The organism is Bacteroides sp. GM023, from assembly GCF_014750685.1.
Classification (GTDB): domain Bacteria; phylum Bacteroidota; class Bacteroidia; order Bacteroidales; family Bacteroidaceae; genus Bacteroides.
The window spans coordinates 405,368-421,194 of sequence record NZ_JAAXGE010000003.1 but is presented as its reverse complement, the minus strand read 5'-3'; the positions used below and the strand labels follow the sequence as shown (position 1 = coordinate 421,194).

Below are 15,827 nucleotides of genomic sequence, written 5' to 3'. Positions count from 1 at the left end.
CCTTTTTTAAAGGAACTGCCTATCGACTTATTTTGTTACTCATAAGCAGTATTCCTACTTGATTTTCAATAAGATGCATCATCTTTTTTGAAAATGTGCAGTGTGTAATTCAATTATTCGTTTAACCTAACCAAAAATATATACATTATGTTCTCTATTATATCTACTATGTTCTTAGGAATCGGCATCGGTTATGTATTGCGTAACTGGAGTATTTTGCAAAAGACAGAAAAGACAATTTCTCTTACAATATTCTTGTTACTCTTTATTCTCGGTGTGTCTATCGGCTCTAATAGCCTGATTGTGAACAATCTCGGAAAGTTCGGATGGCAAGCTGTTATTCTTGCTTCATCCGGTGTATTGGGAAGCCTGATTGCTGCCCGCTTAGTATTACAACTATTTTTCAAGAAAGGAGGTAAACAATGAAAGGAAGTCTGATTGTTATATTATTCTTTTGCGTAGGCTGTGTCATGGGACTTTTCAATAAGTTCGAATTTGATACACATACCGTTTCTATGTATATACTCTACGCATTGATGCTGCAAGTGGGAATCAGTATCGGTTCTAATAAGAATCTGAAAGCCATTGTTTCACATCTGCATCCCAAAATGTTATTGATTCCATTGGGAACCATTGTCGGCACACTGTTATTCTCGGCCCTGGCAAGCCTGCTACTGCGTCAATGGAGTGTATTCGACTGTATGGCAGTGGGAAGCGGATTTGCATATTACTCGCTTTCTTCTATCCTTATCACCCAATTCAAGGAACCATCCATCGGCCTTCAACTGGCAACGGAACTGGGAACTATCGCCTTGCTGACCAACATCTTCCGTGAAATGATGGCTCTGCTGGGCACTCCGGTTATCAAGAAATATTTCGGGAAACTAGCCCCTATCTCAGTAGCCGGAGTCAATTCGATGGATGTGTTGTTGCCGTCTATCAGCAGATATTCGGGAAAGGAAATGATTCCCATTGCCATCCTGCACGGTATCCTGATTGATATCAGCGTTCCGGTTTTCGTCTCTTTCTTCTGTAATCTCTAAGACGGACGGACTAATCCGGAAGCAATGAGGACAAACTTAATATCAGCATAGGAGACATCGTCTCCTAATGCTGCTTTAATAGCAAACATCCCCATATATTCATGTTCTTCCAAATACTTCCGTATCTTCGCCAGATTTTCAGCTTTCACCACCTGTTCCACCTTAATCTTACCCGAACGAACATACTGTTCCAAATGTCCTGCAATCGTCCCAGTCACCAAATCACGTGTTTTAGCTATTTCAGCTATACTCATCCCCTGACGGAACATCTCATAACTGACAATTTTGGTATCTTTCTTCTTCCCTTTTTCCTCTTCTTTCAGTCTCTTTTTTTCTTCTTTCCGTTGCTTTTCCGTTTTCCGTAATTCAGCAGTATCACCCGAATCCGAAATCAACATTTCTTTTATTTCAGGACGTTCTACCTTGTTTTCCTTCACAAACTTGCGAATAATCCCCAAAATTTCAAGCCCATATTTCTCCACTCCTTTCGCACCGAAATACGGTATGGCTTCCAAAGCCGCCGGAGTATCCGGCAACAGATTGACAATTCCCATCAATGCTTTCTGCTGCATAATGACATAAGCCGGAAGATTCTTTTCACGTGTTTTAGCCGTTCTCCATTCAGACAGCGCACGATAAAGCTCGGGATGCAGAATATCCGTAGGAACCTCGACTTTGGCTTTTGCAGAGCTGCTACGTATACGCTCTTTGCGTTCCTTCGGTTCTTTTTTCTCTTTCGAAGCCTTTGCTGAAGAACTGGAAGAAGAGTCATCTTCAAGGTTCAACATTACCTTAGCTTTCAATTTCAAATATCCCGTGACAGTAAACGGTTGCACAATCATTGCTTCCAACAAAGATTCTTTAATCCACAAGGCATCATCCAACGCCTGCAAACGTTCATTCAACTGCTTCCGCAATTCTTTATTATCGAGAGGCATATTCGTCTTTTCAAACAACGCACGAACAGGTGCCAGCTCTTTACTGAAATATCCCGCACCGGAACGAATCCGTTCCTGCAACTCTTGGTTTACCGCATAGCCCTCATCTTCATTTATCAACCTCGTATATTGATTACGAAAACGCTGGGAAACTTCCACAATTCTTTCTTTAACATGAGGAGCCAACGCCTTATATTCAGCAAGCAGCTTCGGATAGAGTTTGTAAAGGTCTTCATCCATCAAGCGAAGCAACCGCTTATATGCCTGTTCGAGGGAATAAAAACTGAACAAATCACTCAACAAGTCAAAGAAATAAGCCTTCTGCATATCATTCAACTGCTGGTTTCCCGGTTTATTCTTTTCCACTTCTTTTGTGAAACTATCTACCGTACTGTCACTAATAATAGCTTCTCTCCGCAAAGGGGATTCCAACACCATTCCTTCCAGAGTTTTGCAACGGCTCAATGCTACATACGTCTGCCCATGCGCAAAAGAATTTCGTGCATCAATAATAGCACGTTCAAACGTCAACCCCTGACTCTTATGTATCGTAATAGCCCACGCCAGTCGAATAGGATACTGACGGAACGTTCCTTCTATCTCTTCTGTGATTTCTTTCGTTTCTTCATTCAGCACGTACTTATAATTTCCCCACTCCTCTTGCAACAACTGAAATTCATCTCCATTATCTTTTCCCCGTACAATCATCCCCGCATCACTGACAGTTATCACCTCGCCAATCATGCCGTTATAGTACCGTTTTTCTGATGATGCATCATTTTTGAGGAACATAATCTGTGCCCCTGCCTTTATTGTGAGGACTTCATCCGCCGGATACAGGTATTCGGGAAAGGTGTCTTTTATCTCTGCACGGAAGCTATATGTCTTCCCCGGCAAAGATGCCAACTCGCTATCATTCACTTTCTGTGCTTGATAATTATGTGTCGTCAAACGAATATAGCCTTCTTCCTTCGGCGGACGAAATCCCGGCTGATACCGGCGATTCAGTTCATTCAGTACTTCGTCATCTGCTTGATTCTCACGAATCTTATTCAGCAGGGAAAGAAAGAAGGTATCACTCTGACGATAGACTTTCTGTAGCTCAATCGTCATATATACCGACTCTCTCAGAGCTCGGCTCGCAAAAAAATAGGGTGTTGTATAGTGATTTTTCAGCAATTCCCATTCGCTATCTTTTACCACAGGTGCCAACTGCTGCAAATCTCCAATCATCAGTAACTGCACCCCGCCGAATGGTTTCTCTCTATCCCGATACCGCCTTAATGTAGCGTCTATCGCATCCAGCAAATCTGCACGCACCATACTAATCTCATCTATGACCAGCAAGTCCATACTCCGGATGACATTCCGCTTTTCTTTACTGAAACGATAATGTGTTTGAGAAGAGTTCAATGTGGTTTCGGGCACGAATGGTGCAAAGGACAACTGAAAGAAGGAATGAATGGTAACTCCGCCCGCATTGATAGCTGCAATACCCGTAGGCGCCAAAACAACCATGCGTTTAGGACTTTGTTCTCTCAATCGTCTCAAAAATGTAGTTTTTCCGGTTCCTGCTTTACCGGTAAGAAATAGATGTGTGCCTGTATTTTCTATGAACTGCCATGCGAGTTGCAGTTCAGGGTTATTTTCCATGTGCTTCAAATTTTCAACAAAGGTAGCTAATATTCTTTTTCTTTCGTCTTGATACGAAAGAAAAAGAACCAAAAAGAAAGAATCAAGGCTGCGTTTTTCCGGCGTCAAGCGCCGGAAAAACGAGGCCGGGAAACCATTCGGGATGTAAGCCAATATATATGATGTCAATATGGATAATTTTTGAGGATATATGCGATGTTGCACATGAATAGTGTAAGTTAATGCGATGTGTAAATCCTTGTGGCATTAAGTCAATGATATGTAAGTAGTTCCTTGCGGGAAGGGCTGAATAATTCGGTGCAACTGTTTGGTAGTTGTAATAATTATGAATCTGCTTTAGGGGTTACTGGTTCGCTTTCTTTATATAGTAAGAAAGCACACGCGGCAGCGGCAAATACGCTATAATCGAAGGGGGCTTTTACATTTAGGGAAAACACCATGGCAAATGCAAATGTCAACAGTAGAATACCGCTAAGAAGGGAGACCAAACGTTTTTGGAAACCAATTAATAGTAGTATTCCCAAAACAGTTTCTGCTATTGTAGCAGCCCATGCAAATAGTGGTATTAAGAACTGAGGAATCCACGGTAATAAGACACCAGTGTATGCAGTAAAACTATCCATATTACCCCAAACAACATTTTCACTTCCCAATAACGGAGTCCATAACCCTAAACGGTCTGCAACAGCAGACAAAAAACCTAAAGCAATGGCAAAGCGGGCAAACAAGGAGATATAATCTATTTTCTTAGTCATATTAAGAATATTACAATGATGTATAATAAAAAAAGCCAATAGTTTTAAAGCCAAAAAAGACTTCTACTTATAAAACGAAAGAAAGCAATCATATGTTCCGGTAAAATGCATATGTAGTGAAAAATAGACTAATGATTATACAATAATACCTACCCGCCATATCAAAAAGAGATTGAGGTTGAACCAGAATAAATCTTAGATTCAACCTCAATCCCTTTTTGATAAATATATTAACTCTCTCACAACAGCCATCAACGAATAGTAACAAACGATAACTATCAACGAGCAGAAAGCAACTAATAGCAAGCAATATACAGCTATTAACAAACATCCATCACCGAATAGCAAGCAACGAGCACACCGAATGGGTTCCCGGCCTACTTTTTTCTCCGTTAAGCGAGAGACCGGAACGAAGCGTTAAGAAGGGCAGACTGTTTGAGCGAGGCGAGTTTCTGCCCTTTAGCGCAGTGAAGGGAACGAGTAGGAGAAAAAAGTCAGCCTTGAATTTTTCTTTGGTTCTTTCTTTTGTTTCAAGACAAAAGAAAAGAACATCCCCCAAGACATCATTTCATAGAGCCCCCAACAATATCCAGCAACTCGTTTGTAATCGCCTGTTGACGACTCTTATTGTACTGCTTCGTCAAATCCTGAATTAACTCATTCGCATTATCCGTAGCTACCTGCATAGCCAATGTACGCGCAGCGTGCTCCGAAGTATTCGAATCTACGGCAGCCGTAAATAACTTCTGGCTCAATACAGTCGGGATAAGGTTGGCAGTCAGTTCTTCGGCGTTGGGTTCGATGATATAGTCGTTCGCTATTTCATGGTCTTCCACTTCCTCCTTGTTCTTTTGCTCCTCCTCATCTATGATATGCGTCAGGTCGATGGGGAGATACGTTTCACGGAGAAGAATCTGCAAGCCCATAGATTTGAAGTGGTGATAGATAACCTCTACACGGTCCACTTCGCCGGATACATACATTTGCATCAGGTGGTGAGCCAGGTCGGCGGCTTCCTGATACGTCGGTTTGTCGGAGAGCGTTGGAGAAGTTTCCTGTGGTTGGAAACCCATGCGTTTCACGGCTTCATCCACCTTCTTGCCTACTGGGAAAATCAAGATGTTATCCTGGCCCAGGGTGCGATATTCGCCAACCGTTTGCAATAACATTTTGATGACGTTGGCGTTGAAAGCACCACATAGAGAGGTGTTCGAGGAAAAAGCGACAATGGCAACACGCTTCACTTCGCGTTCTTTCACATAAGGAGACTCGATAGGAAGGTCTGCGCTTAGGAAATTAGTCAGAATCTTGTTCAACTTCCTCTGATAAGGCAGCATATTCTCAATGGCTCCTTGTGCCTTGTGTAATTTGGCAGAAGCCACCATCTTCATTGCTGAAGTGATTTTTCGGGTACTTTTTACCGAATTTATTCTGGTTTTTACTTCTTTCAGTGAAGCCATAACTTTTTAAATTAAAAATGAAAAACTAAGAATGAAGAATTTACTATACCGTACAGTCAACTAATTAATAATAAAATCCTGTACAGATGATGAAGAATAAGATGGTGGACGACAATACGATTATAATTACGGTCAATACTTTTATAGGTATAATACCGGCAATTCCTTTATAATACGATCATGCCTTTATAATGCAGTCAATTCCTCATTCTTAATTCTTCATTATTCATTTCTATAAGTACTGTTTCGCAACCATGGCGGCAGTCTCTTCGATGGCGTTCGTTACACTATCATCGATAACACCCGTCCTTAAGACATCCAATACATCCTGCTGGTGATTCAGTTGCAGAGATTCGATGAAGCTGCGTTCAAAGTCCTGCACCTTATCCAATGGGACATTACGGAGAAGTCCGTGCGTACCACAGTAGAGAATAGCAATCTGCTGCTCTACGGGCATCGGGCTGTATTGAGGTTGAATCAACAGTTGGGCATTCTTGCGTCCCTTGTCTATGGTCAGGGCGGTAATCGGGTCCATATCACTGCTGAACTTGGAGAAAGCTTCCAGTTCGCGATATTGCGCCTGGTCCATCTTCAATGTTCCGGCAACCTTCTTCATCGCCTTAATCTGTGCGTTACCACCTACACGGGATACCGAGATACCGACGTTGATGGCAGGACGTACACCCTGGTTAAACAAGTCAGTTTCGAGGAATATCTGTCCGTCGGTGATAGAAATCACGTTCGTGGGGATATAGGCCGAGACGTCACCTGCTTGCGTTTCGATGATAGGCAGTGCGGTGAGAGAACCACCACCTTTGACGATGTCTTTCAAGCTGTCCGGCAAGTCGTTCATTTCGCGCGCCACTTCTTCCTGGCTGATAATCTTTGCCGCACGCTCCAACAGACGGGAGTGCAGGTAGAAAATATCACCCGGGTATGCTTCACGTCCCGACGGACGACGAAGAATCAAAGAAACCTCACGATAAGCTACCGCTTGCTTGGAAAGGTCATCATAGACAACCAATGCATGACGACCGGTATCACGGAAATACTCACCGATGGCGGCACCCGCAAACGGTGCATAATACTGCAAGGCAGCCGGGTCACCCGCCGTGGCGGCAACTACAATCGTGTAGTCCAGCGCGCCGTACTCGCGAAGCGTATTCACGATAGAAGCAACAGTAGAACCCTTCTGACCGATAGCCACATAGATACAATATACAGGGTCACCCGCCAGGAAGTTATTACGCTGGTTGATAATCGTGTCAATCGCGATAGAGGTCTTTCCTGTCTGACGGTCACCGATAATCAACTCACGCTGTCCGCGGCCGATAGGAATCATGGCATCCACAGCCTTCAATCCGGTCTGCAATGGCTGGTTTACCGGCTGACGGAAGATAACTCCCGGAGCTTTCCGTTCCAACGGCATATCATACAGGTCACCGCCAACCAGTCCTTTACCGTCGAGCGGTTCGCCCAGCGGGTCGATGACACGTCCCAACATCCCCTCTCCCACACGGATAGAGGCGATACGCTTGGTACGCTTCACGATAAATCCCTCTTTGATTCTGTCCGTTGGCCCCAGTAACACAGCACCTACGTTGTCCTCTTCGAGGTTCATCACGATTGCTTTGATACCATTGTCAAACTCAAGCAGTTCATTCGCTTCGGCATTCCGCAGTCCATAGATACGGACAACGCCGTCGCTCACCTGGAGCACCGTACCGATTTCGTCAAGTTGCACATTGGCGTTGATTCCTTCGAGCTGCTTGCGCAATATATCCGATACTTCGCTTACTCTTATATTTTCAGACATTATACAATTCTCCTATTCTTATCAATAAATTGTTGTTTCACTCGCTTCAACTGCGTGGCAACGCTCGCGTCCAGCCGGTAGTCGTTGATATCGAAGATAAATCCACCGTCGATAGACGGGTCTACCACCGTTTCCAGTTCCACTTGGGCGTGCAGGATATGCGTGGCAGCAGAGCGAATCCGGTCTTCCGTCTCCTTATCGACAGGCACGGCCGTAATCAGCCTGCCTGTGCCGATATGTTTCAGTTTCCGGTAAAGGTCCATATACATCAGGCTGATAAATTGCAGATAGCCCTCACGCCTGTTTCTCAATACCAAAGTGATGAAACGGACAAACTCCCTCGTTGACTTACCGTCACCATCGGCAGCGGTACAGACCAGCGCCAATTTCTCCTTCGTCGTGACGACAGGATTTTCAAGCGTTTCACGCAACCCGGGCTGGGCACGGAAGCAATAAGCCAGAGTCATAAACTCCTGGTATATCCTGTCCTCCAAACCTTTTTCCTGCGCGTATTCAATCATCGCTTTTGCGTAACGCATTGAGAGTATTCCGACTTCCATCTTCCTTAGTTCTTATTCGGGGTTAATACTTCATCCAGCATCCGGTCAATCATGCCCATCTGCGCATCTTTGTCCGCAAGATTCTTGCGGAGCACCTTCTCGGCGATGTCGACCGAAAGAACAGCCACCTGGCGACGTATGTCGCGGATAGCTTCGTCCTTCTCAATCTGGATTTGTTGTTTCACCGCATCCAGTTCCTTTTGTGCGGCTATCTCGGCTTGCTTGCGGGCCTCGTGAACAATCTTGTCACGTTCTTCCATTGCTTCCTTCAAGATGCGTCCCTGTTCCTTGTTGGCAGCAGCCACCAATGCGTCGCCTTCCGCTTTCAGCTTGGACAACTGCGCATTGGCTTCCCTCGCCACCTCCAAGGACTGGTCGATATAGGTCTTACGGCCTTCCACCATCTTGATGATGACGGGGAAGCCGTATTTTGCCAATATCACGAACACAATCCCGAATGAGAGGAACATCCAGAACAACAGGCCACTATCAGGTAATAGTAATGACATAGGCTTAGAGGAAGAATACCAACAGACAAACTACTACCGCCAACAATGCCACACCTTCAATCAAGGCGGCTGCGATAATCATATTCATACGGATATCACCTGATGCTTCCGGCTGGCGTGCGATAGCTTCCATAGCCGAACCACCAATTTTACCAATACCCAAACCAGCTCCGATTACTGCAAGACCTGCACCGATAGCTGCACCTAATTTACTTACTCCTACTGCTGCTGCAGTGGCTTGTAACAATACTGATAGGATCATAATTTTCAGTTTTAAAATGGTTTATATTTTCTCTTGTTTATTATTTATTTCTCTTCTGCTTTGACCTTGGCTCCTTCCTGTGCCAGTCCGATAAACACTGCCGACAACATGGTAAATACGTAAGCCTGGATGAAAGCAACCAATAGTTCAAGCGCATTCATAAAGATGTTGAACAATACGGAAGCCACTGTCAGCGTGCCGTTCAGCGCAGGCCCCATGCTTGCCGAGATGAATATCAGACAAGTGAGCACTAGCATTGCCATGTGTCCCGCCAGCATATTGGCGAAAAGACGAATCATCAAGGCAAACGGTTTCGTAAAGATTCCGAAGAACTCGATGAACGGCATCATCGGCACCGGCACTTTCAGCCACCAGGGCACATCCGGCCAAAAGATATCTTTCCAATAATGCTTCGTTCCGAAGATATTCACTGCCAGGAATGTACATATCGCAAGTACCATCGTAATAGCGATATTTCCCGTCACGTTCGCACCTCCGGGGAAGAGCGGAATCAATCCCATCATATTATTGATAAAGATAAAAAAGAACGCTGTCAGCAGATACGGGGCAAACTTCCGGTAATTCGGGCCGACACAACTCTTGATGATGTCGTCGTTCACCATCATGATGAACATCTCCATAAATCCGATAAATCCACCCGGCGCTTTGGCTCCTTGCGGACGTTTCCTGTACCAGTGCGCCACGCTCAACACGATAACCAGCAGCAATACGCTGTTGAACAGCAGAGCGAACGTCACTTTCGTAATAGAAATATCCCAGGGGCGAACCTGTTCACCTGCCGCGTCGTATTCCACCAATTTGCCTTCGTACTTACTTCCTGCGGGAGCGATGGAGAGTCCTTCATACGTACCGCCATTCTCTTCGAGACGGGAAGAAAGGAACACGTGCCAACCTGTACTACCACTATAAACGATGATGGGTAATGGTATAATAATCTGCGTCTTACCCCACGTCGTAATGTGCCATTCGTATGAGTCGCCGATATGCCCGAACACGATTTCCTTCACGTCCACCGTGTTCTCCTTTTCTTCTTTCGGAGTAATCCCGTCCTGCGTTTGAGAAGTCGCTTCCCCCGCCTGTTCTTGTGCAAGAACAGGCAAGCCGACCGCCATCATCAGGCAGAACAGAACCAACGGAGCTACTATGTTATGCAACTGTTTCATTTTTCTTCTTATTTTTCTTCTTCAGTTTCCGGTTCACTTCAAAGGAGAAGAAGAACCAGGTTTCGAATATCAGATATATCAAATAGAACGAGATAAACGTAAGCAGAAACGCTTTGGCTTCTTCGCGTACGGCAAGGCAATAAATCAAGACCAGGATAATAGAAAGAATCATCTTTACCATCTTTATCGCCATATACAACAGTAACATTCTCTGCGGTGCGTGCAGCCGGCACGCGTCAAACATATAGATACTAAACAAACCGAATAAATAGAAATAAACCGGAATGAACGGATATCCGCCGAAATAATGCCCGGGCAGAGCAAAGTGTAAAATAACCGCCCCAAGTGCCGCGCTTAAGATTGCAAATAAAGTATGCAAACCGATAAAGTTCCGTTTCGTTTTACTAATGTTCACCATAATGTCACTGTGTTTTTCTTCTGTACTTATTTAATCTCGTCTTTTTCAATCTTGTGTGATGTCTTTCTCCGTGCGGAGAAGTTTCTGTGGAAAGTTCCCGTTTCCGTCAGGAAATACAGGCAGAAACCGTCCCGTCACTCATTTCGACAAAACCACCCTGAATATCCATTGTATGCTCCTCTCCTTCCAGCGTCGTGTAACTCAGCGTACCCGCTTTCAATGACGAGACGATGGGCGCATGCCCCGGAAGAATGGAAAACGACCCGATAGTGCCCGGCAATGTGACAATCTTCACATCTCCGTCAAATATGCTCTTCTCGGGCGATACTATACTCAAATGCAGTTCTTTCATCACTCTATGTTTTTATTTCTTTGCCTGTTCCAGCAGTTTCTTACCTTTCTCTATCGCTTCCTCGATGGTTCCGACATTCAGGAAAGCCTGTTCGGGAAGATAATCCACTTCGCCGTCCAAAATCATCTTGAATCCCTTAATCGTATCTTCGATAGTCACCATCACGCCCGGCACACCAGTAAACTGTTCGGCTACGGCAAACGGTTGTGAAAGGAAACGCTGCACACGGCGGGCGCGGTTCACTACCATCTTGTCCTCTTCCGAAAGTTCCTCCATACCGAGGATAGAGATAATATCCTGCAATTCCTTGTTGCGTTGCAGAATCTGTTTCACCCGCTGCGCTACGTCATAATGTTCCTGGCCGACGATGTGCGGGTCGAGGATACGGGAAGTAGAAGCCAACGGGTCTACAGCCGGATAGATACCCAGCTCCGTAATCTTACGGTCGAGCACGGTAGTCGCGTCCAAGTGGCTGAAAGTCGTTGCGGGAGCCGGGTCTGTCAAGTCGTCGGCAGGCACATACACAGCCTGTACAGAAGTGATAGAACCTTTGCGGGTAGACGTGATACGTTCCTGCATCGCACCCATTTCCGTAGCCAGTGTCGGTTGGTAGCCAACGGCGGAAGGCATACGTCCCAAAAGGGCGGACACTTCTGAACCGGCCTGCGTGAAACGGAAAATATTATCAATGAAGAACAGGATATCGCGTTTCTCGCCCTCGCTTCCGGCATCACGGAAAGATTCCGCTACCGTCAGTCCGGACAATGCAACGGAAGCACGTGCTCCCGGCGGTTCGTTCATCTGACCGAATATCAGTGATACCTGCGATTTCTCCAGTTCGTTATAATCGACTTTCGAGAGGTCCCAGTGACCTTTCTCCATACCTTCCTTGAATGCTTTGCCGTAGCGGATAACGCCCGATTCAATCATTTCGCGCAGCAAGTCGTTACCTTCACGGGTACGCTCACCTACTCCGGCGAATACAGAGAATCCGTTATGCTTCTTGGCGATATTGTTGATAAGTTCCTGAATCAATACAGTCTTTCCTACACCGGCACCGCCGAACAAACCGATTTTACCACCTTTGGCATACGGTTCGAGCAGGTCGATAACCTTGATACCTGTGAAGAGCACTTCCTGCACAGTTGTCAAATCTTCAAATTTAGGGGGATCGCGGTGGATGGAATAGGCACCTTTGCGGTTGAGGTCTTTCATACCGTCGATAGAATCACCGACCACGTTCATCAACCGGCCTTTAATCTGTTCGCCGATTGGCATGGTAATCGGGCCTCCGGTGGGATACACCTTCACGCCTCGCTGAAGTCCGTCGGTACTGTCCATTGCTACGGTACGCACCGTATTCTCACCGATATGTTGCTGAACTTCCACAACCAGTGTTTTGCCGTTTGGCCTTTTTATCTCCAGTGCATCATGGATACTTGGCAGCACCAGTTCTGCATCCGTACCTTCAAAGTACACATCGACCACAGGGCCGATAACCTGCGAGATATGTCCGATAATCTGTGACATAAGCAATCTTTTATTTATATTATTCTTTCTCTATTCCTATTGAAAATAATAGTATGGCAAGGAACGTTTCGCGTTTTACCTGTTCACTATTATAATAAACAGCTAAGTTCAATTTTTGTTCATCCTTTTTCTATTTCCGGCAAACTATCACCAAAAGAAATAGTTATATAAACAACGGCACAAATGTAGAAACAAATCCGTGAGATTGTTCATCCTTTTTCATTATTTGTTGTTCGATAACACTTGTTAGACCAAGAAGAACTACAAAAGTACCAAAATAGGAATATTTTAATTACAATTGCACAGCAAATCACATATTCTACTGATAAAATAACAATAAACTGAATATTCAGGCAAAGTTTTCCTCTCCTATATTTAAAATCAACACATTACCGGAGAGATAAAATAGTGGCAAAGACAACTAGTTTTGTGTCCGAACACAATAATATTCAAATACAATATATCCGCTCTCCCGCCATAGTTTCCTTAACGAAGATTAAAGCCTGAAATTTCCGAAACAAATGAGAATCAGCTTCTGTTGTCTTCCGAAAACGAAGCAAGCCTATGAAACGAACGCTGTTGCTGCTAATTTCCACCATCGGAATATGGCAAATTCTCACAGCCCAGAATGTAGCTATCAAGACAAATACGCTCTACTGGCTGACCACAACTCCCACTCTTGGAGCTGAATTTTCCCTGGGTAGCAAGACAACCTTCGAAGTTGTAGGCGCATACAATCCGTGGACATTCAAGGATGACAAGAAAATGCATTTCTGGCTGGTACAACCGGAATTCAAATATTGGACTTGCGAAAAGTTCAACGGACACTTCATCGGAGTGCACCTTCACGGTGCGCAGTACTATGGCGGGTTCAGTTCCAAAAGATATGACGGTTACCTTGCGGGCGGCGGTTTCACTTATGGATATGACTGGATTCTGTCTCCCCACTGGAACCTGGAAGCAGCAATCGGTATCGGATATGCCCATCTGTGGTATAAAGAAAGTCCACGAGTGCCCTGCGAGAAATGTTACGAGCGGAAGCATAAGAACTATTTCGGTCCTACCAAAATAGCCATATCCCTGACCTATTTTATCTTCTAACCTCATCCGTACCGACATGAAAGCCGATATTCCCCTATATGGATTGCGTATCCGTAAGTATGCCAAAAGAAGCATCCAGTGCCTTCTCATTGCCACTTTTCCGCTGTTGTCTTCCTGCATCAGAGACGACCTGAAACCTTGTCCGCCCCTGCAAGTGGAACTCACTGTGAAGGATAAGAACTATTTTAATATCAACAATGTGCCGTTGGAAACACGCAAGAGCGAATCCCTTGCCTTCCGTGCCTACGTCCCCACCCTCTACTATACGCTCCGCGATGTGGCAACCGGCGACATCGTAGAAGAACAGGGAGTATTCAACGTGACGGACAATGAACCCGTACACTCCGTAACTTTCTGTGAGTGCCTGCCGTTCGGTAAGTACGTGCTGACTGTATGGGGCGGATTGGCGGACAACTCACAGTTGACGGACAATTCACTGACCAGCATCCTGCACGCCAGTCAAGTAGAGGCAAAAGATATTTACCTGGCACATGACACACTGGTATATGACGACCAGCATGTCCACTATTCCCTTGACCTTCAACGCACCACGGGAAAACTGTTGGTTCAAATCGTCGACCTGCCCGCCACCGTACTCTATGAAGACAACAGCATCGGACAGATATACGAACGAGTGAACCACAAGTTCGAATACAGTAATCCGATTACCGTGCGCAAGCAAGACGCCTGGAATACAGCTCCGAATGTTGTGCTGTACACTATTTTAGCTCCTTCGATAGGAGAATTACAATCTCCCGTCCATATCAACCTATACGATAAAGCAGAGCGGACAGCTCCCATCCTTACCCCAAAAGATGTGAACGTCACCCTGAAACGTAATGAACTGACTACCCTAAAATACGTCTACGATGACGAGAAAAGGGACTTCAACATCTTCCTGTTGATAGATGATGCCTGGGAAATCATCTACAACCTGGATATAGACTAATCTTGTTTTTTTCACATATTGTTTAATTCTAAAACTTAACTCAAATGAAAAAGTATTTATTTTTGTCCGCTGTCGGCGCGATGATGCTGGCAGCTTGTAGCAATGATGACACAGTGCCTGTCGAAGGTGCCGACGCAGCTCAACCCGGCTCTGAACTTACCCTGACGCTCAACAGTGGCGGTGACGGACTGGGTACTCGTGCCAATCGTCCCGTGAACAGTTCCGAAGCAGCCAACAATGTGACTGCCGTCAAACTGTACATTTACAATCCGTCAGGAACAGACGTTACGGCTGCTGCATTGTCAGCAGGTACACTGAACCCAATCACTTGGACAGCAGGGCCGACAGATCCCGCCGCTCCCGGTGACAACCCCAGCCCGGCTCATAAAGCAAGCCAAACCATCAAATTGAACAAACTGGCGACTGACGGGGTATATACTGTAGTGGCATACGGTTATAATCTAGTGACCGACTATACCATCAGTGGTGGCGGTGCTGCCAACGATGCGTTCACGGCTACCCTTCCTGGAGCTACCAACGAGTCCGAACTTTTTGCCGGAAAGAACACCTTTACCGTAGTGAATGGTAATATACAATCAGGAACCAGCAGCGAAGTCGAACTACGTCGCCATGTAGCCGGTTTGCTGGGGTACTTCAAGAATGTACCTATATTGTACACCAACCCGTCTACCAACCTCCCCGACATTGTAGCATACGTTCGCGTATATGCATCTTCTCATGCGTCAGCATTCACTTTCCCGAGTGCATTGCCGGTGAATGGTACAGGAAACAATACTAAGACCAAAGTATTAGAGTTCAATCTTGCCACGTTGATATCCGACTTCGTAGCCCAAACCGTTGCTGCCGGAACAAATCTGACCAAAACATTTAATATTCCAGCCAAAACCGGTCTGACCGCTACTGTAGCCAACAGTATTCTCAGTGGTAAATTCCTTGTTCCGTTTGCCAAAGTGACAAGTACACCGACCTTTACCATACAACTGGAAAACGCTGCCGGAGTAATCCTGAAATCTTGGGATGTAGTAAATAACGGCCTTGCAGGAGAAAAAGAATTCGACGTTCAGCGTAACTACTTCTACTCCATCGGTCAGAAATACGTAGCCAGTTCTACCGACGGCGGTACAAGCGACCCCGGAGAAACCGGCGATGACGACCAGCCGATTGACCTGTCCAAAGAAACTGTTATCACCATCACCATCAACGATGCTTGGGATACGATTTACAACCTTGGTATAGAATAATCTTTTTTTAGTAAGCGGGTGTGCCGGAACAGATT

Annotated in this window: 16 protein-coding genes; 5 read left to right on the top strand and 11 right to left on the bottom strand. The window is 45.4% G+C overall.

Annotated elements, in window-relative coordinates:
• The first annotated feature begins 147 nt into the window (after nucleotides 1-147).
• Entirely contained in the window at nucleotides 148-426 is a 279-nt protein-coding gene (locus HC965_RS08300; RefSeq protein ID WP_022138007.1) for a LysO family transporter, read from the top strand.
• Nucleotides 423-1,043, top strand: coding sequence for a lysine exporter LysO family protein (locus tag HC965_RS08295; RefSeq protein WP_191031052.1), 621 nt, complete (start codon nucleotides 423-425; stop codon nucleotides 1,041-1,043). Before HC965_RS08300 ends, HC965_RS08295 begins: the two co-directional genes overlap by 4 nt.
• On the opposite strand, the gene HC965_RS08290 is transcribed toward HC965_RS08295, so the two are convergent.
• The 11 genes from HC965_RS08290 to atpD form a co-directional block, all read right to left on the bottom strand.
• Nucleotides 1,040-3,634, bottom strand: coding sequence for a helix-turn-helix domain-containing protein (locus HC965_RS08290; protein WP_191031051.1), 2,595 nt, complete (start codon nucleotides 3,632-3,634; stop codon nucleotides 1,040-1,042). The genes HC965_RS08295 and HC965_RS08290 overlap by 4 nt on opposite strands.
• A 323-nt stretch (nucleotides 3,635-3,957) precedes the next feature.
• Nucleotides 3,958-4,389, bottom strand: coding sequence for a DoxX protein (locus tag HC965_RS08285; protein ID WP_191031050.1), 432 nt, complete (start codon nucleotides 4,387-4,389; stop codon nucleotides 3,958-3,960).
• 563 nt (nucleotides 4,390-4,952) lie between these two features.
• Complete coding sequence (locus tag HC965_RS08280) at nucleotides 4,953-5,849, bottom strand: F0F1 ATP synthase subunit gamma (RefSeq protein ID WP_191031049.1); 897 nt, start codon at nucleotides 5,847-5,849, stop codon at nucleotides 4,953-4,955.
• Between the two features lie 232 nt (nucleotides 5,850-6,081).
• Nucleotides 6,082-7,665: a F0F1 ATP synthase subunit alpha gene (gene atpA, locus HC965_RS08275; protein WP_191031048.1), complete on the bottom strand. Its 1,584-nt coding sequence runs from the start codon at nucleotides 7,663-7,665 to the stop codon at nucleotides 6,082-6,084.
• Nucleotides 7,665-8,225 carry a F0F1 ATP synthase subunit delta gene (locus HC965_RS08270; RefSeq protein ID WP_044656831.1) on the bottom strand — a complete coding sequence of 187 codons (561 nt, stop codon included), beginning with the start codon at nucleotides 8,223-8,225 and terminating at the stop codon, nucleotides 7,665-7,667. The genes atpA and HC965_RS08270 overlap by 1 nt, the downstream gene beginning before the upstream one ends.
• 5 nt (nucleotides 8,226-8,230) lie before the next feature.
• Complete coding sequence (gene atpF, locus HC965_RS08265) at nucleotides 8,231-8,734, bottom strand: F0F1 ATP synthase subunit B (protein ID WP_191031047.1); 504 nt, start codon at nucleotides 8,732-8,734, stop codon at nucleotides 8,231-8,233.
• A 4-nt stretch (nucleotides 8,735-8,738) separates the two neighbouring features.
• On the bottom strand, nucleotides 8,739-8,996 hold the full coding sequence (atpE, locus tag HC965_RS08260; protein ID WP_024988623.1) for an ATP synthase F0 subunit C: 258 nt from the start codon (nucleotides 8,994-8,996) through the stop codon (nucleotides 8,739-8,741).
• Nucleotides 8,997-9,040: 44 nt separating this feature from the next.
• On the bottom strand, nucleotides 9,041-10,180 hold the full coding sequence (gene atpB, locus HC965_RS08255; RefSeq protein ID WP_191031046.1) for a F0F1 ATP synthase subunit A: 1,140 nt from the start codon (nucleotides 10,178-10,180) through the stop codon (nucleotides 9,041-9,043).
• On the bottom strand, nucleotides 10,164-10,598 hold the full coding sequence (locus HC965_RS08250; protein ID WP_191031045.1) for a hypothetical protein: 435 nt from the start codon (nucleotides 10,596-10,598) through the stop codon (nucleotides 10,164-10,166). Before HC965_RS08250 ends, atpB begins: the two co-directional genes overlap by 17 nt.
• Before the next feature lie 106 nt (nucleotides 10,599-10,704).
• The gene (gene atpC, locus HC965_RS08245) at nucleotides 10,705-10,950 is read right to left on the bottom strand and encodes an ATP synthase F1 subunit epsilon (RefSeq protein WP_022137275.1); all 246 of its coding nucleotides are present in this window, start codon (nucleotides 10,948-10,950) and stop codon (nucleotides 10,705-10,707) included.
• A gap of 12 nt (nucleotides 10,951-10,962) precedes the next feature.
• Nucleotides 10,963-12,480 (bottom strand): F0F1 ATP synthase subunit beta, encoded by a 1,518-nt coding sequence (gene atpD / locus HC965_RS08240; RefSeq protein ID WP_191031044.1) that lies wholly within the window; start codon nucleotides 12,478-12,480, stop codon nucleotides 10,963-10,965.
• A gap of 564 nt (nucleotides 12,481-13,044) precedes the next feature.
• Here atpD and HC965_RS08235 point away from each other — a divergent pair.
• Genes HC965_RS08235 through HC965_RS08225 form a run of 3 tightly spaced genes read left to right on the top strand, consistent with a single transcriptional unit; the run spans nucleotide 13,045 to nucleotide 15,792 of the window.
• Nucleotides 13,045-13,581 (top strand): DUF3575 domain-containing protein, encoded by a 537-nt coding sequence (locus tag HC965_RS08235; protein ID WP_191031043.1) that lies wholly within the window; start codon nucleotides 13,045-13,047, stop codon nucleotides 13,579-13,581.
• A gap of 16 nt (nucleotides 13,582-13,597) precedes the next feature.
• Nucleotides 13,598-14,530, top strand: a complete 933-nt coding sequence (locus tag HC965_RS08230) for a hypothetical protein (RefSeq protein WP_191031042.1) — start codon at nucleotides 13,598-13,600, stop codon at nucleotides 14,528-14,530.
• A gap of 44 nt (nucleotides 14,531-14,574) precedes the next feature.
• Nucleotides 14,575-15,792 carry a hypothetical protein gene (locus HC965_RS08225; RefSeq protein WP_191031041.1) on the top strand — a complete coding sequence of 406 codons (1,218 nt, stop codon included), beginning with the start codon at nucleotides 14,575-14,577 and terminating at the stop codon, nucleotides 15,790-15,792.
• Nucleotides 15,793-15,827: the final 35 nt, after the last annotated feature.